27 protein-coding genes are annotated in these 19,527 nt (G+C 54.8%); all 27 read left to right on the top strand.

The window, feature by feature from the left end:
* Positions 1 to 56 precede the first annotated feature (56 nt).
* The 27 genes from rpoC to secY all read left to right on the top strand — a co-directional run bounded on the left by rpoC (position 57) and on the right by secY (position 19,512).
* The gene (rpoC, locus tag OC445_RS03885; protein ID WP_003194653.1) at positions 57 to 4,256 is read left to right on the top strand and encodes a DNA-directed RNA polymerase subunit beta'; all 4,200 of its coding nucleotides are present in this window, start codon (positions 57 to 59) and stop codon (positions 4,254 to 4,256) included.
* 216 nt (positions 4,257 to 4,472) lie between these two features.
* Positions 4,473 to 4,844 carry a 30S ribosomal protein S12 gene (rpsL, locus tag OC445_RS03880; RefSeq protein ID WP_002555494.1) on the top strand — a complete coding sequence of 124 codons (372 nt, stop codon included), beginning with the start codon at positions 4,473 to 4,475 and terminating at the stop codon, positions 4,842 to 4,844.
* Positions 4,845 to 4,962: 118 nt separating this feature from the next.
* Positions 4,963 to 5,433 carry a 30S ribosomal protein S7 gene (gene rpsG, locus OC445_RS03875; RefSeq protein WP_002555493.1) on the top strand — a complete coding sequence of 157 codons (471 nt, stop codon included), beginning with the start codon at positions 4,963 to 4,965 and terminating at the stop codon, positions 5,431 to 5,433.
* Between the two features lie 30 nt (positions 5,434 to 5,463).
* Positions 5,464 to 7,569: an elongation factor G gene (fusA, locus tag OC445_RS03870; protein WP_003194651.1), complete on the top strand. Its 2,106-nt coding sequence runs from the start codon at positions 5,464 to 5,466 to the stop codon at positions 7,567 to 7,569.
* 30 nt (positions 7,570 to 7,599) lie between these two features.
* Positions 7,600 to 8,793, top strand: a complete 1,194-nt coding sequence (gene tuf / locus OC445_RS03865) for an elongation factor Tu (RefSeq protein WP_005791980.1) — start codon at positions 7,600 to 7,602, stop codon at positions 8,791 to 8,793.
* Between the two features lie 158 nt (positions 8,794 to 8,951).
* Positions 8,952 to 9,263: a 30S ribosomal protein S10 gene (rpsJ, locus tag OC445_RS03860; RefSeq protein WP_003186070.1), complete on the top strand. Its 312-nt coding sequence runs from the start codon at positions 8,952 to 8,954 to the stop codon at positions 9,261 to 9,263.
* 81 nt (positions 9,264 to 9,344) lie between these two features.
* Positions 9,345 to 9,980 (top strand): 50S ribosomal protein L3, encoded by a 636-nt coding sequence (gene rplC, locus OC445_RS03855; RefSeq protein WP_003194649.1) that lies wholly within the window; start codon positions 9,345 to 9,347, stop codon positions 9,978 to 9,980.
* A 12-nt stretch (positions 9,981 to 9,992) separates the two neighbouring features.
* Positions 9,993 to 10,595, top strand: a complete 603-nt coding sequence (gene rplD, locus OC445_RS03850) for a 50S ribosomal protein L4 (protein ID WP_003176424.1) — start codon at positions 9,993 to 9,995, stop codon at positions 10,593 to 10,595.
* Positions 10,592 to 10,891, top strand: a complete 300-nt coding sequence (gene rplW, locus OC445_RS03845; RefSeq protein ID WP_002555488.1) for a 50S ribosomal protein L23 — start codon at positions 10,592 to 10,594, stop codon at positions 10,889 to 10,891. The genes rplD and rplW overlap by 4 nt, the downstream gene beginning before the upstream one ends.
* A 14-nt stretch (positions 10,892 to 10,905) precedes the next feature.
* Entirely contained in the window at positions 10,906 to 11,730 is an 825-nt protein-coding gene (rplB, locus tag OC445_RS03840; RefSeq protein ID WP_003186055.1) for a 50S ribosomal protein L2, read from the top strand.
* A gap of 16 nt (positions 11,731 to 11,746) precedes the next feature.
* Positions 11,747 to 12,022 carry a 30S ribosomal protein S19 gene (gene rpsS / locus OC445_RS03835; RefSeq protein ID WP_002555486.1) on the top strand — a complete coding sequence of 92 codons (276 nt, stop codon included), beginning with the start codon at positions 11,747 to 11,749 and terminating at the stop codon, positions 12,020 to 12,022.
* Between the two features lie 11 nt (positions 12,023 to 12,033).
* Positions 12,034 to 12,366, top strand: coding sequence for a 50S ribosomal protein L22 (gene rplV / locus OC445_RS03830; protein ID WP_003103908.1), 333 nt, complete (start codon positions 12,034 to 12,036; stop codon positions 12,364 to 12,366).
* A 13-nt stretch (positions 12,367 to 12,379) separates the two neighbouring features.
* On the top strand, positions 12,380 to 13,066 hold the full coding sequence (gene rpsC / locus OC445_RS03825) for a 30S ribosomal protein S3 (RefSeq protein WP_003176422.1): 687 nt from the start codon (positions 12,380 to 12,382) through the stop codon (positions 13,064 to 13,066).
* 12 nt (positions 13,067 to 13,078) lie between these two features.
* Positions 13,079 to 13,492 (top strand): 50S ribosomal protein L16, encoded by a 414-nt coding sequence (gene rplP, locus OC445_RS03820; RefSeq protein ID WP_003176421.1) that lies wholly within the window; start codon positions 13,079 to 13,081, stop codon positions 13,490 to 13,492.
* Entirely contained in the window at positions 13,492 to 13,683 is a 192-nt protein-coding gene (gene rpmC / locus OC445_RS03815; protein WP_002555481.1) for a 50S ribosomal protein L29, read from the top strand. The genes rplP and rpmC overlap by 1 nt, the downstream gene beginning before the upstream one ends.
* A gap of 2 nt (positions 13,684 to 13,685) precedes the next feature.
* Positions 13,686 to 13,952 (top strand): 30S ribosomal protein S17, encoded by a 267-nt coding sequence (gene rpsQ / locus OC445_RS03810; protein ID WP_003194644.1) that lies wholly within the window; start codon positions 13,686 to 13,688, stop codon positions 13,950 to 13,952.
* A gap of 23 nt (positions 13,953 to 13,975) precedes the next feature.
* Positions 13,976 to 14,344, top strand: a complete 369-nt coding sequence (rplN, locus tag OC445_RS03805; RefSeq protein ID WP_002555479.1) for a 50S ribosomal protein L14 — start codon at positions 13,976 to 13,978, stop codon at positions 14,342 to 14,344.
* An 11-nt stretch (positions 14,345 to 14,355) separates the two neighbouring features.
* Positions 14,356 to 14,670, top strand: coding sequence for a 50S ribosomal protein L24 (gene rplX / locus OC445_RS03800; protein WP_003176416.1), 315 nt, complete (start codon positions 14,356 to 14,358; stop codon positions 14,668 to 14,670).
* 22 nt (positions 14,671 to 14,692) lie between these two features.
* On the top strand, positions 14,693 to 15,232 hold the full coding sequence (gene rplE, locus OC445_RS03795) for a 50S ribosomal protein L5 (RefSeq protein ID WP_003194642.1): 540 nt from the start codon (positions 14,693 to 14,695) through the stop codon (positions 15,230 to 15,232).
* 13 nt (positions 15,233 to 15,245) lie between these two features.
* On the top strand, positions 15,246 to 15,551 hold the full coding sequence (rpsN, locus tag OC445_RS03790; protein WP_003176414.1) for a 30S ribosomal protein S14: 306 nt from the start codon (positions 15,246 to 15,248) through the stop codon (positions 15,549 to 15,551).
* Between the two features lie 208 nt (positions 15,552 to 15,759).
* Positions 15,760 to 16,152 (top strand): 30S ribosomal protein S8, encoded by a 393-nt coding sequence (gene rpsH, locus OC445_RS03785; RefSeq protein WP_003176413.1) that lies wholly within the window; start codon positions 15,760 to 15,762, stop codon positions 16,150 to 16,152.
* A 12-nt stretch (positions 16,153 to 16,164) separates the two neighbouring features.
* The gene (gene rplF, locus OC445_RS03780) at positions 16,165 to 16,698 is read left to right on the top strand and encodes a 50S ribosomal protein L6 (protein ID WP_003194640.1); all 534 of its coding nucleotides are present in this window, start codon (positions 16,165 to 16,167) and stop codon (positions 16,696 to 16,698) included.
* A gap of 10 nt (positions 16,699 to 16,708) precedes the next feature.
* Positions 16,709 to 17,059, top strand: coding sequence for a 50S ribosomal protein L18 (gene rplR, locus OC445_RS03775; RefSeq protein WP_003186037.1), 351 nt, complete (start codon positions 16,709 to 16,711; stop codon positions 17,057 to 17,059).
* 3 nt (positions 17,060 to 17,062) lie between these two features.
* A complete protein-coding gene (rpsE, locus tag OC445_RS03770; RefSeq protein ID WP_003176409.1) occupies positions 17,063 to 17,563 on the top strand; it encodes a 30S ribosomal protein S5 in 501 nt (166 codons plus the stop codon).
* Between the two features lie 2 nt (positions 17,564 to 17,565).
* The gene (rpmD, locus tag OC445_RS03765; protein ID WP_003176408.1) at positions 17,566 to 17,742 is read left to right on the top strand and encodes a 50S ribosomal protein L30; all 177 of its coding nucleotides are present in this window, start codon (positions 17,566 to 17,568) and stop codon (positions 17,740 to 17,742) included.
* Positions 17,743 to 17,745: 3 nt separating this feature from the next.
* Positions 17,746 to 18,183: a 50S ribosomal protein L15 gene (gene rplO / locus OC445_RS03760; RefSeq protein ID WP_003176407.1), complete on the top strand. Its 438-nt coding sequence runs from the start codon at positions 17,746 to 17,748 to the stop codon at positions 18,181 to 18,183.
* Positions 18,184 to 19,512 (top strand): preprotein translocase subunit SecY, encoded by a 1,329-nt coding sequence (gene secY, locus OC445_RS03755; protein ID WP_003194637.1) that lies wholly within the window; start codon positions 18,184 to 18,186, stop codon positions 19,510 to 19,512. It abuts the gene before it with no gap.
* Positions 19,513 to 19,527 lie beyond the last annotated feature (15 nt).

Here is a 19,527-nt window from a genome sequence, read left to right as displayed (position 1 = left end):
GCGAATCGAGAGCGGGGCTGTTTAGCCCGCTCTCTGCTCCGCCAGGAGGAAAGGCCTTGAAAGACCTACTGAATTTGCTGAAAAACCAGGGTCAAGTCGAAGAGTTCGACGCCATCCGTATTGGATTGGCATCGCCTGAGATGATCCGTTCGTGGTCGTTCGGTGAAGTTAAAAAGCCGGAAACCATCAACTACCGTACGTTCAAACCTGAGCGTGACGGCCTGTTCTGCGCCAAGATCTTTGGCCCGGTAAAGGATTACGAGTGCCTGTGCGGTAAGTACAAGCGCTTGAAGCACCGGGGTGTGATCTGTGAGAAGTGTGGCGTTGAAGTCGCACTGGCCAAGGTTCGTCGTGAGCGCATGGCGCACATCGAACTGGCTTCGCCGGTTGCCCACATCTGGTTCCTGAAATCGCTGCCGTCCCGTATCGGCTTGCTGATGGACATGACCCTGCGTGATATCGAACGTGTTCTCTACTTCGAGAGCTATGTCGTTATCGACCCAGGCATGACCACCCTTGAAAAAGGTCAGCTGCTGAACGACGAGCAGTACTTCGAAGCGCTGGAAGAGTTCGGCGACGATTTCGATGCCCGCATGGGTGCCGAAGCTGTCCGCGAACTGCTGCACGCTATCGACCTGGAGCACGAGATTGGTCGTCTGCGCGAAGAGATTCCGCAAACCAACTCCGAAACCAAGATCAAGAAACTGTCCAAGCGTCTGAAGTTGATGGAAGCCTTCCAGGGTTCCGGCAACTTGCCAGAGTGGATGGTGCTGACCGTTCTGCCGGTTCTGCCGCCAGACCTGCGTCCGCTGGTACCGTTGGACGGTGGTCGTTTCGCGACGTCCGACCTCAACGACCTGTACCGCCGCGTGATCAACCGTAACAACCGCTTGAAGCGCCTGCTTGATCTGTCCGCTCCGGACATCATCGTGCGCAACGAAAAGCGTATGTTGCAAGAAGCGGTTGATGCCCTGCTCGACAACGGTCGTCGTGGCCGCGCTATCACCGGTTCGAACAAGCGTCCTCTGAAATCCTTGGCTGACATGATCAAGGGTAAGCAAGGCCGTTTCCGTCAGAACTTGCTCGGTAAGCGTGTTGACTACTCCGGTCGTTCGGTAATTACCGTAGGCCCGACCCTGCGTCTGCACCAGTGCGGTCTGCCTAAGAAGATGGCACTCGAGCTGTTCAAGCCGTTCATCTTCGGCAAGCTTGAAATGCGCGGTCTTGCGACCACCATCAAAGCGGCCAAGAAAATGGTCGAGCGCGAACTGCCAGAGGTTTGGGACGTTCTCGCTGAAGTGATCCGCGAACACCCGGTTCTCCTCAACCGTGCACCGACCCTTCACCGTCTGGGTATCCAGGCGTTTGAACCTGTACTGATCGAAGGTAAGGCTATCCAGCTGCACCCTCTGGTCTGTGCTGCGTACAACGCCGACTTCGACGGCGACCAAATGGCCGTGCACGTACCGCTGACACTGGAAGCCCAGTTGGAAGCGCGTGCGTTGATGATGTCGACCAACAACATCCTGTCGCCAGCCAACGGTGAGCCAATCATCGTTCCGTCGCAGGACGTTGTATTGGGTCTGTACTACATGACTCGTGAAGCGATCAACGCCAAAGGCGAAGGTCGTGTGTTCGCTGACCTGCAAGAAGTTGACCGTGTGTTCCGTGCTGGCGAAGCCGCACTGCACGCCAAGGTCAAGGTGCGGATCCACGAAACCGTCAACGACCGTGACGGCGGCAGCGTGAGCAACACCCGTATCGTCGACACTACTGTCGGCCGTGCGCTGTTGTATCAGGTTGTGCCAAAAGGCCTGTCGTACGACGTCGTCAACCTGCCGATGAAGAAAAAGGCGATCTCCAAGCTGATCAACCAGTGCTACCGCGTGGTTGGTTTGAAAGAGACCGTTATCTTCGCTGACCAGTTGATGTACACAGGTTTCGCTTACTCGACTATCTCCGGCGTTTCCATCGGTGTTAACGACTTCGTTATCCCGGATGAAAAAGCTCGCATCATCAGTGCTGCCACTGACGAAGTGAAAGAGATCGAGAGCCAGTACGCCTCCGGCCTGGTAACCCAGGGCGAGAAGTACAACAAAGTGATCGACCTTTGGTCCAAGGCCAACGACGAAGTGTCCAAGGCGATGATGGCCAACCTCTCGAAAGAGAAAGTCATCGACCGTCACGGCGACGAAGTTGACCAAGAGTCCTTCAACTCGATGTACATGATGGCCGACTCGGGCGCACGGGGTTCTGCTGCGCAGATCCGTCAGCTCGCCGGTATGCGTGGCCTGATGGCCAAGCCGGACGGTTCCATCATCGAAACGCCGATCACTGCGAACTTCCGTGAAGGTTTGAGCGTACTTCAGTACTTCATCTCCACTCACGGTGCTCGTAAGGGTCTTGCGGATACCGCGTTGAAAACCGCTAACTCCGGTTACCTGACTCGTCGTCTGGTAGACGTTGCACAAGATCTGGTTGTAACCGAGATCGATTGCGGCACCGAGCACGGCCTGCTGATGACGCCGCACATTGAAGGCGGTGACGTTGTAGAGCCGCTGGGTGAGCGCGTATTGGGTCGTGTTATTGCCCGTGACGTATTCAAGCCAGGTACCGAGGAAGTTATCGTTCCTGCCGGCACCCTGGTTGACGAGAAGTGGGTCGAGTTCATCGAACTCAACAGCATCGACGAAGTGATCGTTCGCTCGCCGATCAGTTGCGAAACCCGCTACGGCATCTGCGCCAAGTGCTATGGCCGTGACTTGGCTCGTGGTCACCAGGTGAACATCGGTGAAGCGGTCGGCGTTATCGCTGCCCAGTCCATCGGTGAGCCGGGTACCCAGCTCACCATGCGTACGTTCCACATCGGTGGTGCGGCAAGCCGGACCTCCGCAGCCGACAGCGTTCAGGTGAAGAATGGCGGTACCGTCCGCCTGCATAACCTCAAGCACGTTGAGCGAGTGGATGGTCACCTGGTTGCTGTGTCCCGTTCCGGTGAGCTGGCCATCGCTGATGACTACGGTCGTGAGCGTGAGCGTTACAAGCTGCCGTACGGTGCTGTGATTTCGGTTAAAGAAGGTGACAAGGTCGACGCTGGCGCAATCGTGGCCAAGTGGGATCCGCACACTCACCCAATCGTTACCGAAATGAAAGGTACCGTGACCTACGTGGGCATGGAAGAAGGCATCACGATCAAGCGTCAGACTGACGAATTGACCGGTATGACCAACATTGAAGTACTCGACGCCAAAGATCGTCCAGCTGCTGGTAAGGACATCCGTCCTGCCGTGAAGATGGTCGATGACAACGGCAAGGATCTGTTGCTGCCAGGCACTGACGTAATCGCTCAGTACTTCCTGCCAGCCAACGCCCTGGTCGGTGTAGCGGATGGTGCGAAGATCGCGATCGGTGATGTTATCGCGCGTATCCCGCAAGAAACTTCGAAGACCCGTGACATCACCGGTGGTCTGCCGCGTGTTGCCGACTTGTTCGAAGCTCGTCGTCCGAAAGAAGCGTCGATTCTGGCTGAAGTCAGCGGCACCATCGCGTTCGGTAAAGAAACCAAAGGCAAGCGCCGTCTGGTTATTACCCCGAACGACGGTAGCGATCCGTATGAAGAGCTGATTCCGAAGTGGCGTCACCTGAACGTGTTCGAAGGCGAACAGGTAAACCGCGGCGAAGTTATCTCCGACGGTCCGAGCGATCCACACGACATCCTGCGTCTGCTGGGTGTGAGTGCGCTGGCCAAGTACATCGTTAACGAGATCCAGGACGTTTACCGTCTGCAAGGCGTGAAGATCAACGACAAGCACATCGAGACCATCCTGCGTCAGATGCTGCGTAAAGTTGAAATCGCTGAATCCGGCGATTCCAGTTTCATCAAGGGCGACCAGATGGAACTGACTCACGTACTGGTAGAAAACGAGCGCCTGGCGAACGAAGAGAAGTTTGTCTCCAAGTTCACTCGCGTGCTGCTGGGTATCACCAAGGCGTCGTTGTCCACTGAGTCGTTCATCTCGGCGGCCTCCTTCCAAGAGACCACTCGCGTACTGACCGAAGCAGCGGTAACCGGCAAGCGCGATTACCTGCGCGGCCTGAAAGAAAACGTAGTCGTGGGTCGTCTGATCCCGGCAGGTACCGGTTTGGCTTACCACAGCGAGCGTAAGCGTCGCCGTGATGCTGACAAGCCGCTGCGCGTAAGCGCCAGTGAAGTGGAAGCTGCACTGACCGAAGCGCTGAACTCAAGCGGTAACTGAGTTCTGCGATAGATGAGTCTGGGCCCTGGCACTCCCGTTCGTCGGATCGAGGCATTTTTGCCCCGGTTCGACGCGAGGGGAGGTCGGGGCCTTGCCTTGACTGGGGACAAGATCCTCTTTAGACTCTTGTACCCCTAAATTTGGCGGGAATTCGTTCCTGCCATTTTGCTTTTCTTGCAAGACAATAGCGTCGCAAGACAACAGTGGAGCTAGTAGATGGCAACTATCAACCAGCTGGTACGTCAGCCGCGTAAGCGTATCGTCGAGAAATCCGACGTACCTGCGCTGCAGAACTGCCCGCAACGTCGTGGCGTATGCACCCGTGTGTATACCACCACGCCGAAAAAACCTAACTCGGCACTGCGTAAAGTATGCCGTGTGCGTCTGACCAACGGTTTCGAGGTTTCCTCGTACATCGGCGGTGAAGGCCACAACCTGCAAGAGCACAGCGTGGTACTGATCCGCGGCGGTCGTGTAAAAGACTTGCCAGGTGTTCGTTATCACACCGTACGCGGTTCCTTGGATACTTCCGGCGTTAAAGGTCGTAACCAGGGTCGTTCGAAGTACGGTACCAAGAAGCCTAAGTAGTAGCGGCTTTTTGTAAACCTGAATCATCTTATTTTCTGAGTCGATAAGAGTAAGGTCGGAGGCGTCCCGAAAGGGCACCGATTCCGAGCGAACCTGAAGACCGTTTGAGGGCTTATCCATGCCAAGAAGACGCGTAGCAGCCAAGCGCGAAGTGCTTGACGATCCAAAATACGGAAGCCAAATCCTGGCCAAGTTCATGAACCACGTGATGGAAAGCGGCAAGAAAGCCGTTGCCGAGCGTATCGTTTATGGCGCGCTGGAAAAGGTTAAAGAACGCAAGAACAGCGACCCCCTGGAAATCTTCGAGAAAGCTCTCGACGCCATCGCTCCGCTGGTCGAAGTGAAGTCGCGCCGTGTAGGCGGTGCTACTTACCAGGTTCCGGTTGAAGTTCGCCCGTCCCGTCGTAACGCTCTGGCAATGCGCTGGTTGGTAGACTTCGCCCGTAAGCGCGGCGAGAAGTCTATGGCTCTGCGTTTGGCCGGCGAACTGTTGGACGCTGCTGAAGGTAAAGGTGCTGCTGTTAAGAAGCGTGAAGACGTGCACCGTATGGCTGAAGCCAACAAAGCTTTCTCGCACTACCGCTTCTAATTTTAGCTTCACTAATTTTGCGAGGGCTTTATGGCTCGTACTACTCCGATTAGCCGCTACCGTAACATCGGTATCGTCGCTCACGTGGATGCTGGTAAAACCACCACCACCGAGCGCGTACTGTTTTACACCGGCAAAAGTCACAAAATGGGCGAGGTGCATGACGGCGCCGCGACCACAGACTGGATGGTTCAGGAGCAGGAGCGTGGTATTACCATTACTTCTGCTGCTATTACCGCCTTCTGGAAAGGTTCCGAGAAGCAGTACAAAGACGAGCATCGCTTCAACGTAATCGATACCCCGGGCCACGTAGACTTCACCATTGAAGTTGAACGTTCCCTGCGCGTACTCGACGGCGCTGTCGTTGTGTTCTGCGGCACCTCGGGTGTTGAGCCTCAGTCGGAAACCGTATGGCGTCAAGCCAACAAGTACGGTGTTCCACGTCTTGTTTATGTAAACAAGATGGACCGTGCTGGTGCCAACTTCCTGCGCGTGATCGGTCAGATCAAGCAGCGTCTGGGTCACACTCCGGTGCCTATCCAGTTGGCTATCGGTTCCGAAGACAACTTCCAGGGTCAGATCGATCTGATCAACATGGAAGCTGTTTACTGGAATGATTCCGACAAAGGTATGGTTCCTGTTCGTAAGCCTATCCCTGAAGAACTTCAGGAACTGGCTGACGAGTGGCGCAACAATATGGTTGAGGCTGCTGCCGAAGCCAGCGAAGAGCTGATGAACAAATACCTCGAAGGTGAAGAACTCACCAACGTGGAAATCAAGGCCGCTCTGCGTCAGCGTACTATCGCTGGTGAGATCGTCTTGGCTGTTTGCGGTTCCTCGTTCAAGAACAAGGGTGTTCCCCTGGTTCTCGACGCCGTTATCGACTACCTGCCTGCTCCAACCGACATTCCTGCTATCAAGGGTTCCAACCCTGATAACGAGGAAGAAGAAATGGAGCGTCACGCCGATGACAACGAGCCGTTCTCGGCTCTGGCGTTCAAGATCGCTACCGACCCATTCGTGGGTACTTTGACCTTCGTCCGCGTTTACTCGGGCGTGTTGGCCTCCGGCGACGGCGTGATCAACTCGGTTAAAGGCAAGAAAGAGCGCGTGGGTCGTATGGTGCAAATGCACGCAAACGCCCGTGAAGAGATCAAGGAAGTACGCGCTGGTGACATCGCGGCCCTGATCGGCATGAAGGACGTCACCACTGGTGAGACTTTGTGCGACGCTGCCAAACCAATTATCCTGGTTCGCATGGACTTCCCGGAGCCGGTTATTTCGGTTGCCGTAGAGCCTAAGACCAAGGATGACCAGGAAAAAATGGGTATCGCTCTGGGCAAGCTTGCTCAGGAAGATCCATCTTTCCGCGTCAAGACTGATGAAGAGACTGGTCAAACGATCATCTCCGGCATGGGCGAGCTGCACTTGGACATCCTGGTTGACCGGATGCGCCGTGAGTTCAACGTCGAAGCCAACATCGGTAAGCCTCAGGTTTCCTATCGTGAGCGCATCACGAAGAACTGTGAAATCGAAGGCAAGTTCGTTCGTCAATCCGGCGGTCGTGGTCAGTTCGGTCACTGCTGGATCCGTTTTGCTCCTGCTGACGAAGGTCAGGAAGGTCTGCAATTCGTGAACGAAGTAGTAGGTGGTGTTGTTCCTAAGGAATACATCCCTGCTATCCAGAAGGGTATCGAAGAGCAGATGAAGAACGGTGTTGTTGCCGGCTATCCGCTGATCGGCCTGAAAGCAACCGTTTTTGACGGTTCTTACCACGACGTCGACTCCAACGAGATGGCGTTTAAGGTGGCTGCTTCCATGGCAACCAAGCAACTGGCCCAGAAGGGCGGTGGTGAGTTGCTTGAGCCAATCATGGCGGTAGAAGTTGTTACACCTGAAGACTATATGGGTGATGTCATGGGCGACCTTAACCGTCGTCGCGGCATGATCTTGGGTATGGAAGACACGGTTTCCGGCAAAGTGATTCGCGCCGAGGTTCCGTTGGGTGAGATGTTCGGTTATGCGACCGACGTTCGCTCCATGTCCCAGGGTCGCGCAAGCTACTCTATGGAATTCAAAAAATACAACACAGCTCCGGCGCACATCGCTGAAACTGTATCCAAAAAACAAGGCTGATTCAGTCCTTTAGGCAAGGAGTTAATTGTCGTGGCTAAAGAAAAATTTGATCGTTCCCTACCGCACGTAAACGTTGGCACCATCGGCCACGTTGACCACGGTAAAACCACTCTGACCGCTGCTCTGACTCGCGTCTGCTCCGAAGTTTTCGGTTCGGCTCGTGTTGACTTCGACAAGATCGACAGCGCACCAGAAGAAAAAGCTCGTGGTATCACCATCAACACCGCGCACGTTGAGTACAACTCGACTATTCGTCACTACGCTCACGTTGACTGCCCAGGTCACGCTGACTACGTGAAGAACATGATCACTGGTGCTGCCCAGATGGACGGCGCTATCCTGGTTTGCTCGGCCGCTGATGGTCCGATGCCACAAACCCGTGAGCACATCCTGCTGTCCCGCCAGGTTGGCGTTCCGTACATCGTGGTTTTCCTGAACAAGGCTGACCTGGTAGACGACGCTGAGCTGCTGGAACTGGTTGAGATGGAAGTGCGCGATCTGCTGAGCACTTACGACTTCCCGGGCGACGACACTCCGATCATCATCGGTTCTGCTCGTATGGCTCTGGAAGGCAACGACGAAAACGAAATGGGCACCACTGCCGTTCGTAAACTGGTTGAAACTCTGGACAGCTACATCCCAGAACCAGTTCGTCTGACCGACAAGCCGTTCCTGATGCCAATCGAAGACGTATTCTCGATCTCCGGTCGCGGTACTGTTGTGACTGGTCGTATCGAGCGCGGTATCGTTCGCGTTCAGGATCCACTGGAAATCGTTGGTCTGCGTGACACTACTGTCACCACCTGCACCGGTGTTGAAATGTTCCGCAAACTGCTCGACGAAGGTCGTGCTGGCGAGAACTGCGGCGTTCTGCTGCGTGGTACCAAGCGTGACGACGTTGAGCGTGGCCAGGTTCTGGTTAAGCCGGGTTCGGTCAAGCCGCACACCAAGTTCACCGCAGAAGTTTACGTTCTGAGCAAAGAAGAAGGCGGCCGTCATACTCCGTTCTTCAAAGGCTACCGTCCACAGTTCTACTTCCGTACTACTGACGTGACCGGTAACTGCGAATTGCCAGAAGGCGTTGAAATGGTAATGCCAGGCGATAACATTCAAATGACTGTTACCCTGATCAAAACCATCGCAATGGAAGACGGTCTGCGCTTCGCTATCCGTGAAGGCGGCCGTACCGTTGGTGCTGGCGTTGTAGCTAAAATCATCGAGTAATCTCTCTTTTGAGTGAGCTCTGATGTTTTGAAAAGGCCCCCGCTTAGCGGGGGCCTTTTTTATTGGGTTGACACCTATCTAGGGCGTCTATAGAATTGCGCCTCCTTTTAACGGGCGTATTGCGCCCGGTGGGAATAGCAGCCGGAGTCTGAAATCCAATGCAAAATCAGCAAATCCGTATCAGGTTGAAGGCTTTTGACCATCGCCTGATCGACCAATCCACCCAGGAAATCGTGGAAACCGCGAAACGTACTGGTGCTCAAGTGCGTGGTCCAATTCCACTGCCTACCCGTAAAGAGCGGTTCACCGTTCTGGTCTCCCCGCACGTCAACAAAGACGCGCGTGACCAGTACGAGATCCGTACTCATAAGCGCGTACTGGACATCGTCCAGCCAACGGATAAAACCGTTGATGCACTTATGAAGCTCGATCTGGCGGCCGGTGTGGAAGTACAGATCAGCCTCGGCTAAGACTTGGGTCTTAGTCGTGTAACGCTCTGAAATGGGCGGCCATAGCGGGTGAAAGCCCCGTACACTCATGAGGTTTACAACATGACTATTGGTGTAGTCGGTCGTAAATGCGGTATGACCCGTATTTTCACCGAAGAAGGTGTCTCCATTCCGGTCACGGTCATTGAGATCGAACCGAATCGCGTCACCCAGTTCAAAACTGAAGAAACCGATGGCTATCGTGCAGTGCAAGTCACTGTCGGCGAGCGTCGTGCTTCGCGCGTGACTGCTGCTCAAGCAGGTCACTTCGCTAAAGCAAACGTTGCAGCTGGTCGTACTGTCATGGAGTTCCGTCTTGAAGACGGCGACTACCAGGCTGGCGATCTGATCAACGCTGAAATCTTCGCCGCTGGTCAACTGGTTGATGTAACCGGTCAGTCCAAGGGTAAAGGCTTCCAGGGTACGATCAAGCGTTGGAATTTCCGTGGTCAAGACAACACTCACGGTAACTCCGTTTCCCACCGCGTCCCGGGCTCTATTGGCCAGTGCCAGACTCCTGGTCGTGTATTCAAGGGCAAAAAAATGTCCGGTCATATGGGCGCTGAGCGCGTGACCGTGCAGTCCCTCGAAGTAGTGCGCGTCGACGCTGAACGCAATCTGTTGTTGGTCAAGGGTGCTGTTCCTGGCGCTACTGGCGGCAACCTGGTTGTACGTCCAGCGGCCAAGGCTCGCGGTTAAGGGGAAGCTGACATGCAATTAAATGTAAATGACGCTCAAGCGATCGAAGTTTCCGAACTGACATTTGGCGGCGAATTCAACGAGACGCTCGTTCACCAAGCAGTCGTGGCCTACATGGCCGGCGGCCGTCAAGGTAGCAAGCAGCAAAAGACCCGTTCCGACGTACGTGGTGGCGGTAAGCGCCCTTGGCGTCAGAAAGGCACTGGCCGTGCTCGTGCCGGTACTATCCGTAGCCCAATCTGGCGTGGCGGCGGTACCACTTTCGCAGCTCGTCCACAGGATCACTCTCAGAAGCTCAACAAGAAGATGTACCGCGCAGCACTGCGCTCCATCCTTGCTGAACTCGTGCGTACTGATCGTCTGGTCGTGGTTCAGGACTTCGCTGTTGAAAGTCCAAAAACCAAAGATCTGCTGGGCAAACTGAACAACATGAGCCTGACCGACGTTTTGATCGTGTCCGAAGCTGTTGATCAGAACCTGTACCTGGCTGCTCGCAACCTGCCACACGTTGATGTACGTGACGTGCAAGGTTCCGATCCAGTTAGTCTGATCGCATACGACAAGGTGTTGATCACCGTGTCGGCCGTGAAGAAATTCGAGGAGCTGCTGGGATGAACCAGGAACGCGTATTTAAAGTTCTGCTTGGCCCGCACGTTTCCGAAAAGGCTACGGTTCTGGCTGACAAGAAAGGCCAGTTCGTTTTCAAGGTTGCAACTGACGCAACCAAGCTGGAAATCAAGAAGGCCGTCGAAAGCCTGTTCAGCGTGAAAGTAGAGCGTGTTACTACCCTGAATGTTCTGGGTAAGAGCAAGCGTACTGCTCGCGGTCTGGGCAAGCGTAATGACTGGAAGAAGGCAGTTATCTCCCTTCAGCCAGGCCAAGATCTCGATTTCAGCAGCAGTGCTGAGTAAGGAAGGGGTGCATCATGGCAATCGTTAAATGCAAACCGACTTCCCCTGGCCGCCGTTTTGTGGTCAAGGTGGTCAACCAGGAGCTGCATAAAGGCGCTCCTCACGCACCGCTGCTCGAGAAAAAATCGAAGTCTGGTGGTCGTAACAACAATGGTCGTATTACCACTCGTCACATCGGTGGTGGCCATAAGCAGCATTATCGTCTGGTCGACTTCCGTCGCAACGACAAAGATGGCATCGCTGCCACTGTCGAGCGTATCGAATACGATCCAAACCGTACTGCTCACATCGCTCTGCTGCTGTACGCAGATGGCGAGCGTCGCTACATCATCGCCCCTAAAGGCGTGAGTGCTGGCGACCAGCTGATCGCAGGTGCTCTGGCACCGATCAAGCCGGGCAACGCTCTGCAACTGCGTAACATTCCAGTTGGTAGCACCGTACACGGCATCGAATTGAAGCCAGGTAAAGGCGCACAGATCGCTCGTTCCGCTGGTGCTTCGGCTCAGTTGATCGCTCGTGAAGGTGTCTACGTGACCCTGCGTCTGCGTTCTGGTGAGATGCGTAAAGTACTGGCTGAATGCCGTGCGACCCTGGGCGAAGTCTCGAACTCCGAGCACAGCCTGCGTTCGTTGGGTAAAGCTGGTGCCAAACGCTGGCGTGGCGTTCGCCCAACCGTTCGTGGTGTTGCCATGAACCCGGTTGACCACCCACACGGTGGTGGTGAAGGTCGTACCTCTGGTGGTCGTCATCCGGTATCGCCATGGGGCTTCCCGACTAAGGGCGCGAAGACTCGTGGTAATAAGCGTACCGACAAAATGATCGTCCGTCGTCGCAAGTAAATAGAGGGATACGACAGTGCCACGTTCTCTGAAAAAAGGTCCTTTTATTGATCTTCACCTACTGAAGAAGATCGAAGTGGCGGCGGAAAAGAACGATCGCAAACCAGTTAAGACCTGGTCGCGTCGTTCGATGATCCTGCCACAAATGGTCGGTCTGACCATCGCAGTACACAACGGTCGTCAACACGTCCCAGTTCTCGTTAACGAAGACATGGTCGGCCACAAACTGGGCGAGTTTGCCGGTACCCGCACTTATCGTGGGCACGTGGCAGACAAGAAAGCCAAGCGTTAAGGGGTTAGGAAATGGAAGTAGCCGCTAAGTTGTCGGGCGCTCGAATCTCCGCCCAGAAAGCCCGCTTGGTCGCCGACCAGATCCGCGGGAAGAAGGTGGGCGAAGCGCTCAACCTGTTGGCTTTCAGCAGTAAGAAAGCCGCCGAGATCATGAAGAAAGTGCTGGAGTCGGCCGTAGCCAACGCCGAGCATAACGAAGGCGCAGACGTTGATGACCTGAAGGTCAGCACCGTTTTCGTCAACGAAGGGCGTTCGCTGAAGCGCATCATGCCACGTGCCAAAGGCCGTGCTGATCGCATCGTCAAGCGGTCTTGCCATATCACTGTCAAGGTTGCTGACAAGTAACGGAGTCGAAGAGATGGGTCAGAAAGTACATCCCATTGGCATTCGCCTGGGAATCGTCAAGGAGCACACCTCCGTCTGGTACGCAGACGGTCGGACTTATGCGGACTACTTGTTCGCTGATCTGAAGGTGCGTGAGTATCTCCAAGACAAACTAAAAAGCGCGTCCGTAAGCCGTATCGATATCCATCGTCCGGCGCAAACTGCACGTATCACCATCCACACCGCTCGTCCAGGTATCGTTATCGGGAAGAAAGGTGAAGATGTTGAGAAACTGCGTCAGGACCTGACCAAGCAAATGGGTGTGCCTGTGCACATCAATATCGAAGAGATCCGCAAGCCGGAGCTCGACGGTATGCTGGTTGCGCAGAGCGTAGCTCAGCAGCTGGAGCGTCGCGTAATGTTCCGTCGCGCTATGAAGCGCGCCGTACAGAACGCCATGCGCATTGGTGCCAAAGGCATCAAAATCCAAGTGAGCGGTCGTCTCGGCGGTGCTGAAATCGCACGTACTGAATGGTATCGCGAAGGTCGTGTGCCACTGCACACCCTGCGTGCCGACATCGACTATGCCAACTACGAAGCTCACACCACTTACGGTGTGATCGGTGTAAAGGTTTGGATCTTCAAAGGCGAAGTAATTGGTGGTCGCCAAGAAGAACTGAAACCACAAGCACCAGCGCCTCGTAAAAAAGCTGCTAAGTAAGGGGTACGCCAAATGTTGCAACCTAAGCGTACGAAGTTCCGCAAGCAGATGACAGGCCACAACCGTGGTCTGGCTCAGCGCGGTAGCAAAGTCAGCTTCGGCGAGTTCGCGCTGAAGTCTGTAGCTCGTGGTCGTCTCACCGCTCGTCAGATCGAGTCAGCGCGTCGTGCTCTGACCCGTCACGTAAAACGTGGCGGCAAGATCTGGATCCGTGTATTCCCGGACAAGCCGATCTCCAAAAAACCTCTCGAGGTTCGGATGGGTAAAGGTAAGGGTAACGTGGAATACTGGGTAGCCCAGATTCAGCCAGGCAAAGTCCTGTATGAAATCGAGGGTGTTTCTGAAGAGCTGGCGCGTGAGGCTTTCGCCCTGGCTGCTGCAAAGCTGCCGCTCGCCACCTCCTTTGTTAAACGGACGGTGATGTGATGAAAGCGAATGAACTTCGTGAAAAATCCGCACAGCAGCTGAACGAGCAACTGCTCGGCCTGCTGCGCGACCAGTTCAATCTGCGTATGCAGAAAGCAACTGGCCAGTTGGGGCAGTCTCATCTGCTCTCGCAAGTTAAGCGTGACATCGCTCGCGTGAAGACTGTGCTCAACCAGCAGGCAGGTAAGTGATCATGGCTGAAGCCGAAAAGACTGTCCGTACGCTGACTGGCCGTGTTGTCAGCGACAAGATGGACAAAACCATCACCGTTTTGATCGAGCGTCGCGTTAAGCACCCGATCTACGGTAAATATGTTAAGCGTTCGACTAAGCTGCACGCGCACGACGAAACCAATCAGTGCCACATCGGCGACAAAGTCACTATTCGTGAAACTCGTCCGATGGCCAAGACCAAGTCTTGGGCACTGGTTGATGTTCTCGAACGCGCTGTGGAAGTCTAAGGACTAGGGGTCGGAGAAATTATATGATTCAGACTCAATCCATGCTCGATGTGGCCGATAACAGCGGCGCTCGCCGTGTTATGTGCATCAAGGTGCTGGGTGGCTCCCATCGTCGTTACGCTGGTATCGGTGACATCATCAAAGTTACCGTGAAGGAAGCAATTCCTCGCGGTAAGGTGAAAAAAGGCCAAGTGATGACTGCTGTTGTAGTCCGCACTCGTCACGGCGTACGTCGTGCTGATGGCTCCATTATCCGCTTTGATGGCAACGCTGCTGTTCTTCTGAACAACAAGCAAGAGCCGATCGGCACCCGTATCTTTGGGCCAGTGACCCGTGAACTTCGTACTGAGAAGTTCATGAAGATCGTCTCGCTCGCCCCAGAAGTGCTGTAAGGAGATCCGACATGCAAAAGATTCGTCGTGACGACGAGATCATCGTGATCGCCGGCAAAGACAAAGGTAAGCGCGGTAAGGTGCTTAAGGTTCTCGCTAATAACCGTCTGGTTATCGGTGGTCTGAACCTGGTCAAGCGTCATACCAAGCCTAACCCGATGTCGGGCGTGCAGGGCGGTATCGTCGAGAAAGAAGCTCCGCTGGACGCTTCTAACGTCGCCATCTTCAACGGCGAAACCAACAAGGCTGACCGCGTTGGTTTCAAAGTAGAAGACGGTAAGAAAATTCGTGTCTTCAAGTCGACCCAAAAAGCGGTTGATGCTTGAACACTGCTAGGTAGATTAGACCATGGCACGACTACAAGAGATTTACCGGAAGGAAATCGCCCCTAAGCTTAAGGAAGAACTTAAGCTCGGGAACGTGATGGAAGTTCCGCGCGTCACCAAAATCACCCTGAACATGGGTCTGGGCGAAGCGATCGGCGACAAAAAAGTCATCGAGCACGCTGTTGCTGACCTGGAAAAGATCACCGGTCAAAAAGTCGTTGTGACTTACGCTCGGAAATCCATCGCTGGCTTTAAAGTCCGTGAAGGTTGGCCGATCGGCGTCAAAGTGACTCTGCGCCGTGAGCGTATGTACGAATTCCTGGATCGTCTGCTGTCGATCTCCCTGCCTCGGGTCCGCGACTTCCGCGGCCTGAATGCCAAGTCCTTCGATGGTCGTGGTAACTACAGCATGGGCGTAAAAGAGCAGATCATCTTCCCGGAAATCGACTACGACAAGATCGATGCTCTCCGCGGTCTGGACATCACCCTGACCACCACTGCCAAGAACGATGATGAAGGCCGCGCTCTGCTGCGTGCGTTCAAATTCCCGTTCCGCAACTGATTGGAGTAGGACCATGGCCAAGATGAGCATGAAAAACCGCGAGCTGAAGCGTCAGCTCACGGTTGCCAAGTACGCCAAGAAGCGTGCAGCACTGAAAGCAATCATCGTTGATCTGAACGCAAGTCCAGAAGCGCGTTGGGAAGCTACAGTTGCTCTGCAGAAGCAGCCACGTGACGCAAGCGCTTCGCGCATGCGTAACCGCTGCCGCCTGACCGGTCGTCCACACGGCGTTTACCGCAAGTTCGGCCTCGGCCGTAACAAACTGCGTGAAGCGGCAATGCGTGGTGACGTACCAGGTCTGGTTAAAGCCAGCTGGTAAGTACTTTCAACGTCCAGGTGGTCGGAATCGCAAGATACTGACCGCCGGTGACCTTGAATCTGGATCAAGCCCCTTTTGGGGCTTGTTTCATTTCTGGAGTATGTCTAAAATACGCGGCTCGCCTGAGCCCGTGTTTTTTGTGCTCGGAGATTCTCGGCGACATATGTAGCCGCAAGGCTAATTTTTTTGTATTAGGAGCGTCTAGCCCATGAGTATGCAGGACCCGTTAGCGGACATGCTAACTCGTATCCGTAATGCCCAGATGGCTGAAAAGTCCGTCGTAAGCATGCCATCTTCCAAGTTGAAGGTAGCTGTTGCCAAAGTCCTGAAAGACGAAGGCTACATTGCGGGTTATCAGATCAGCAGCGAAATCAAACCACTGCTGTCCATCGAGCTGAAGTACTTCGAAGGCCGTTCGGTCATCGAGGAAGTGAAGCGCGTTAGCCGTCCAGGCCTGCGTCAGTACAAGTCCGCTGAAGATCTGCCGAAAGTTCGTGGCGGTCTGGGCGTGTCTATCGTCTCCACCAACAAAGGTGTGATGACGGATCGTGCTGCGCGCGCTGCCGGTGTCGGCGGCGAAGTTCTTTGCACTGTGTTCTAAGGGGGGATAAGCATGTCTCGCGTCGCTAAGAACCCCGTTAAGCTGCCAGCCGGTGTCGAAGTCAAATTCGCAGGCCAACAGCTTTCGGTGAAGGGTGCCAAGGGTACTCTTGAACTGAACATCCATTCGTCCGTTGAGATCGTTGAAGAAGCTGGTGAGCTGCGTTTCGCTGCTCGCAATGGCGATCAACAAACTCGCGCAATGGCCGGTACCACGCGTGCGTTGGTAAACAACATGGTCCAAGGCGTAAGCCAAGGCTTCGAGCGTAAGCTCCAGCTGGTCGGTGTTGGTTACAAAGCGCAAGCAAAAGGCACGGTTTTGAACCTTGCCCTTGGCTTCTCGCACCCAGTGGATTACGAACTGCCAGCGGGCATCACTGCTGAGACTCCTAGCCAGACCGATATCCTGATCAAGGGCATCGACAAGCAGCTGGTAGGTCAAGTGGCCGCTGAGATCCGCGACTTCCGTCCACCAGAGCCGTACAAAGGCAAAGGTGTGCGCTACGCGGACGAAGTCGTCCGTCGTAAAGAAGCCAAGAAGAAGTAGGGCATAGCAAATGACCGACAAAAAAGTTACTCGACTGCGTCGCGCTCGCAAAGCACGCCTGAAAATGCACGAACTCGAAGTCGTGCGTCTCTGCGTGTTCCGCTCGTCGCAGCACATCTACGCCCAGGTCATCTCGGCCGACGGCAACAAAGTCCTGGCAAGCGCCTCGACTTTGGATAAAGAACTGCGTGATGGTGCCACTGGCAACATCGACGCGGCCACAAAGGTTGGCCAGCTGGTCGCTACGCGTGCTAAGGCCGCTGGCGTCTCGCAAGTGGCTTTCGACCGCTCTGGCTTCAAGTACCATGGCCGCGTGAAAGCGCTGGCTGATGCTGCTCGTGAAGCTGGGCTGGAGTTCTAAGTTATGTCAAATAACGACCAAAAGCGCGACGAAGGCTACATTGAGAAGCTGGTTCAAGTTAACCGCGTAGCCAAAACCGTTAAAGGCGGCCGTATCTTCACTTTCACCGCGTTGACCGTGGTGGGTGATGGTAAAGGGCGTGTTGGCTTCGGCCGTGGCAAGTCACGTGAAGTGCCTGCTGCGATCCAGAAGGCAATGGAAGCTGCTCGTCGCAACATGATCCAAGTTGATCTGAACGGCACCACTCTGCAGTACGCAATGAAGTCCGCTCACGGCGCTTCGAAGGTGTACATGCAGCCTGCTTCTGAAGGTACCGGTATCATCGCTGGCGGCGCTATGCGTGCTGTCCTCGAAGTTGCTGGCGTTCAGAACGTTCTGGCCAAGTGCTACGGCTCGACTAACCCGGTAAACGTGGTTCACGCCACTTTCAAGGGTCTGAAGGCTATGCAATCTCCTGAGTCCATCGCTGCCAAGCGTGGCCTGACTGTCAAGGAGATCTTCTGATCATGGCTACCGTTAAAGTAACGCTGATCAAAAGCATGACCGGCCGCATCCCTAACCACAAATTGTGCGTTAAAGGTTTGGGTCTGCGTCGCATCGGTCACACTGTAGAAGTCCAGGATACTCCCGAGAATCGCGGGATGATCAACAAGGCTTACTACATGCTGCGTGTAGAGGGTTAATCGATGAAACTCAATGATCTGAGTCCAGCGCCGGGTTCCCGTCGCGAAAAGCATCGTCCGGGCCGTGGTATCGGTAGCGGTTTGGGTAAGACTGGTGGCCGTGGCCACAAAGGTCAAACCTCCCGTTCCGGTGGCACCATCGCTCCAGGCTTTGAAGGCGGTCAACAGCCGCTGCATCGTCGCCTGCCTAAGTTCGGTTTCGTATCCCTGAAAGCCATGGACCGCGCAGAAGTGCGTCTGTCCGAGCTGGCTAAAGTGGAAGGCGACATCGTTACTGTGCAGACCCTGAAAGATGCCAACGTGATCAACGTCAACGTACAGCGTGTGAAAATCATGCTGTCCGGTGAAGTGACTCGCGCTGTCACTATCGGCAAGGGAATCGGCGCCACCAAAGGTGCGCGTTCGGCTATCGAAGCAGCTGGCGGCAAGTTCGAGGAATAAATGGCTAAGCAAGGTGCTCTCTCAGCGCTCGGCAAAGGCGGTATGTCTGAACTTTGGGCTCGTCTGCGTTTTCTGTTCCTGGCGATTATCGTCTACCGAATAGGCGCACACATCCCGGTTCCAGGTATCAACCCGGACCGACTCGCAGACCTGTTTCGACAGAATGAGGGGACCATTCTTAGCTTGTTCAACATGTTTTCCGGCGGCGCGCTGGAGCGGATGAGCATCTTTGCACTGGGGATCATGCCGTATATCTCGGCATCGATCATCATGCAGCTGATGACAGCCGTCAGCCCGCAGCTGGAGCAGTTGAAGAAGGAAGGTGAAGCTGGCCGTCGCAAGATTAGCCAGTACACCCGCTACGGCACTGTCGTCCTCGCCCTGGTTCAAGCTATCGGCATGTCCGTTGGCCTGGCAGGGCAGGGCGTTGCGTTCACTGGTGACTTTGGCTTCCATTTCGTCGCGGTATCCACGTTTGTGGCTGGTGCGATGTTCATGATGTGGCTGGGTGAGCAGATTACTGAGCGTGGTGTTGGTAACGGTATCTCGATGTTGATTTTCGCAGGTATCGTCGCCGGTCTTCCGAGAGCAATCGGGCAGTCTTTCGAGTCTGCGCGTCAGGGTGATATCAATATCTTCGCCTTGGTTGCCATCGGTTTGCTGGCAGTAGCGATTATCGGTTTTGTGGTGTTCATTGAGCGTGGCCAGCGTCGTATTGCTGTTCACTACGCCAAGCGTCAGCAGGGCCGTAAGGTCTTTGCTGCGCAGACCAGCCACTTGCCGCTGAAAGTGAATATGGCCGGTGTTATTCCGGCAATTTTCGCGAGCAGCATCTTGCTGTTTCCGGCTTCGTTGGGTACCTGGTTTGGTCAGTCTGAAAATATGGGCTGGCTGCAGGACCTCTCTCAGTCGATCGCTCCTGGTCAGCCGTTGAATATTCTGCTGTTTAGTGCAGGGATTATTTTCTTCTGCTTCTTCTATACGGCGTTGATGTTCAATCCGAAAGACGTAGCGGAAAACCTGAAGAAGTCCGGTGCCTTTATTCCGGGTATCCGTCCAGGTGAGCAGTCGGCACGCTACATTGATGGCGTTCTGACCCGTTTGACCCTGTTCGGTGCTCTATATATGACGGCCGTGTGCTTGTTGCCCCAGTTCCTGGTGGTTGCAGCAAACGTTCCGTTCTACCTTGGCGGGACCTCGTTGCTGATCGTGGTCGTGGTTGTGATGGACTTCATGTCCCAAGTACAATCGCACCTCGTTTCGCACCAGTACGAATCCCTGATGAAGAAAGCCAACCTGAAGGGCTACGGCAGCGGCATGTTGCGCTGAGTACCCCATAAGGTT

It is taken from the genome of Pseudomonas sp. Pse35 (genome assembly GCF_024519715.1).
GTDB lineage: Bacteria > Pseudomonadota > Gammaproteobacteria > Pseudomonadales > Pseudomonadaceae > Aquipseudomonas > Aquipseudomonas paracarnis.
Note: the sequence above shows the minus strand (reverse complement) of the source record. Positions and strands in the feature narration are given on the sequence as shown.

Excerpts from the sequence above, each read along its gene's own strand:
- rpsL (WP_002555494.1), top strand. The coding sequence starts at position 4,473 with ATGGCAACTATCAACCAGCTGGTACGTCAGCCGCGTAAGCGTATCGTC.
- rpsG (WP_002555493.1), top strand. The coding sequence starts at position 4,963 with ATGCCAAGAAGACGCGTAGCAGCCAAGCGCGAAGTGCTTGACGATCCA.
- fusA (WP_003194651.1), top strand. The coding sequence starts at position 5,464 with ATGGCTCGTACTACTCCGATTAGCCGCTACCGTAACATCGGTATCGTC.
- rpsJ (WP_003186070.1), top strand. The coding sequence starts at position 8,952 with ATGCAAAATCAGCAAATCCGTATCAGGTTGAAGGCTTTTGACCATCGC.
- rplC (WP_003194649.1), top strand. The coding sequence starts at position 9,345 with ATGACTATTGGTGTAGTCGGTCGTAAATGCGGTATGACCCGTATTTTC.
- rplD (WP_003176424.1), top strand. The coding sequence starts at position 9,993 with ATGCAATTAAATGTAAATGACGCTCAAGCGATCGAAGTTTCCGAACTG.
- rplW (WP_002555488.1), top strand. The coding sequence starts at position 10,592 with ATGAACCAGGAACGCGTATTTAAAGTTCTGCTTGGCCCGCACGTTTCC.
- rplB (WP_003186055.1), top strand. The coding sequence starts at position 10,906 with ATGGCAATCGTTAAATGCAAACCGACTTCCCCTGGCCGCCGTTTTGTG.
- rplV (WP_003103908.1), top strand. The coding sequence starts at position 12,034 with ATGGAAGTAGCCGCTAAGTTGTCGGGCGCTCGAATCTCCGCCCAGAAA.
- rpsC (WP_003176422.1), top strand. The coding sequence starts at position 12,380 with ATGGGTCAGAAAGTACATCCCATTGGCATTCGCCTGGGAATCGTCAAG.
- rplP (WP_003176421.1), top strand. The coding sequence starts at position 13,079 with ATGTTGCAACCTAAGCGTACGAAGTTCCGCAAGCAGATGACAGGCCAC.
- rpmC (WP_002555481.1), top strand. The coding sequence starts at position 13,492 with ATGAAAGCGAATGAACTTCGTGAAAAATCCGCACAGCAGCTGAACGAG.
- rpsQ (WP_003194644.1), top strand. The coding sequence starts at position 13,686 with ATGGCTGAAGCCGAAAAGACTGTCCGTACGCTGACTGGCCGTGTTGTC.
- rplN (WP_002555479.1), top strand. The coding sequence starts at position 13,976 with ATGATTCAGACTCAATCCATGCTCGATGTGGCCGATAACAGCGGCGCT.
- rplX (WP_003176416.1), top strand. The coding sequence starts at position 14,356 with ATGCAAAAGATTCGTCGTGACGACGAGATCATCGTGATCGCCGGCAAA.
- rplE (WP_003194642.1), top strand. The coding sequence starts at position 14,693 with ATGGCACGACTACAAGAGATTTACCGGAAGGAAATCGCCCCTAAGCTT.
- rpsN (WP_003176414.1), top strand. The coding sequence starts at position 15,246 with ATGGCCAAGATGAGCATGAAAAACCGCGAGCTGAAGCGTCAGCTCACG.
- rpsH (WP_003176413.1), top strand. The coding sequence starts at position 15,760 with ATGAGTATGCAGGACCCGTTAGCGGACATGCTAACTCGTATCCGTAAT.
- rplF (WP_003194640.1), top strand. The coding sequence starts at position 16,165 with ATGTCTCGCGTCGCTAAGAACCCCGTTAAGCTGCCAGCCGGTGTCGAA.
- rplR (WP_003186037.1), top strand. The coding sequence starts at position 16,709 with ATGACCGACAAAAAAGTTACTCGACTGCGTCGCGCTCGCAAAGCACGC.
- rpsE (WP_003176409.1), top strand. The coding sequence starts at position 17,063 with ATGTCAAATAACGACCAAAAGCGCGACGAAGGCTACATTGAGAAGCTG.
- rpmD (WP_003176408.1), top strand. The coding sequence starts at position 17,566 with ATGGCTACCGTTAAAGTAACGCTGATCAAAAGCATGACCGGCCGCATC.
- rplO (WP_003176407.1), top strand. The coding sequence starts at position 17,746 with ATGAAACTCAATGATCTGAGTCCAGCGCCGGGTTCCCGTCGCGAAAAG.
- secY (WP_003194637.1), top strand. The coding sequence starts at position 18,184 with ATGGCTAAGCAAGGTGCTCTCTCAGCGCTCGGCAAAGGCGGTATGTCT.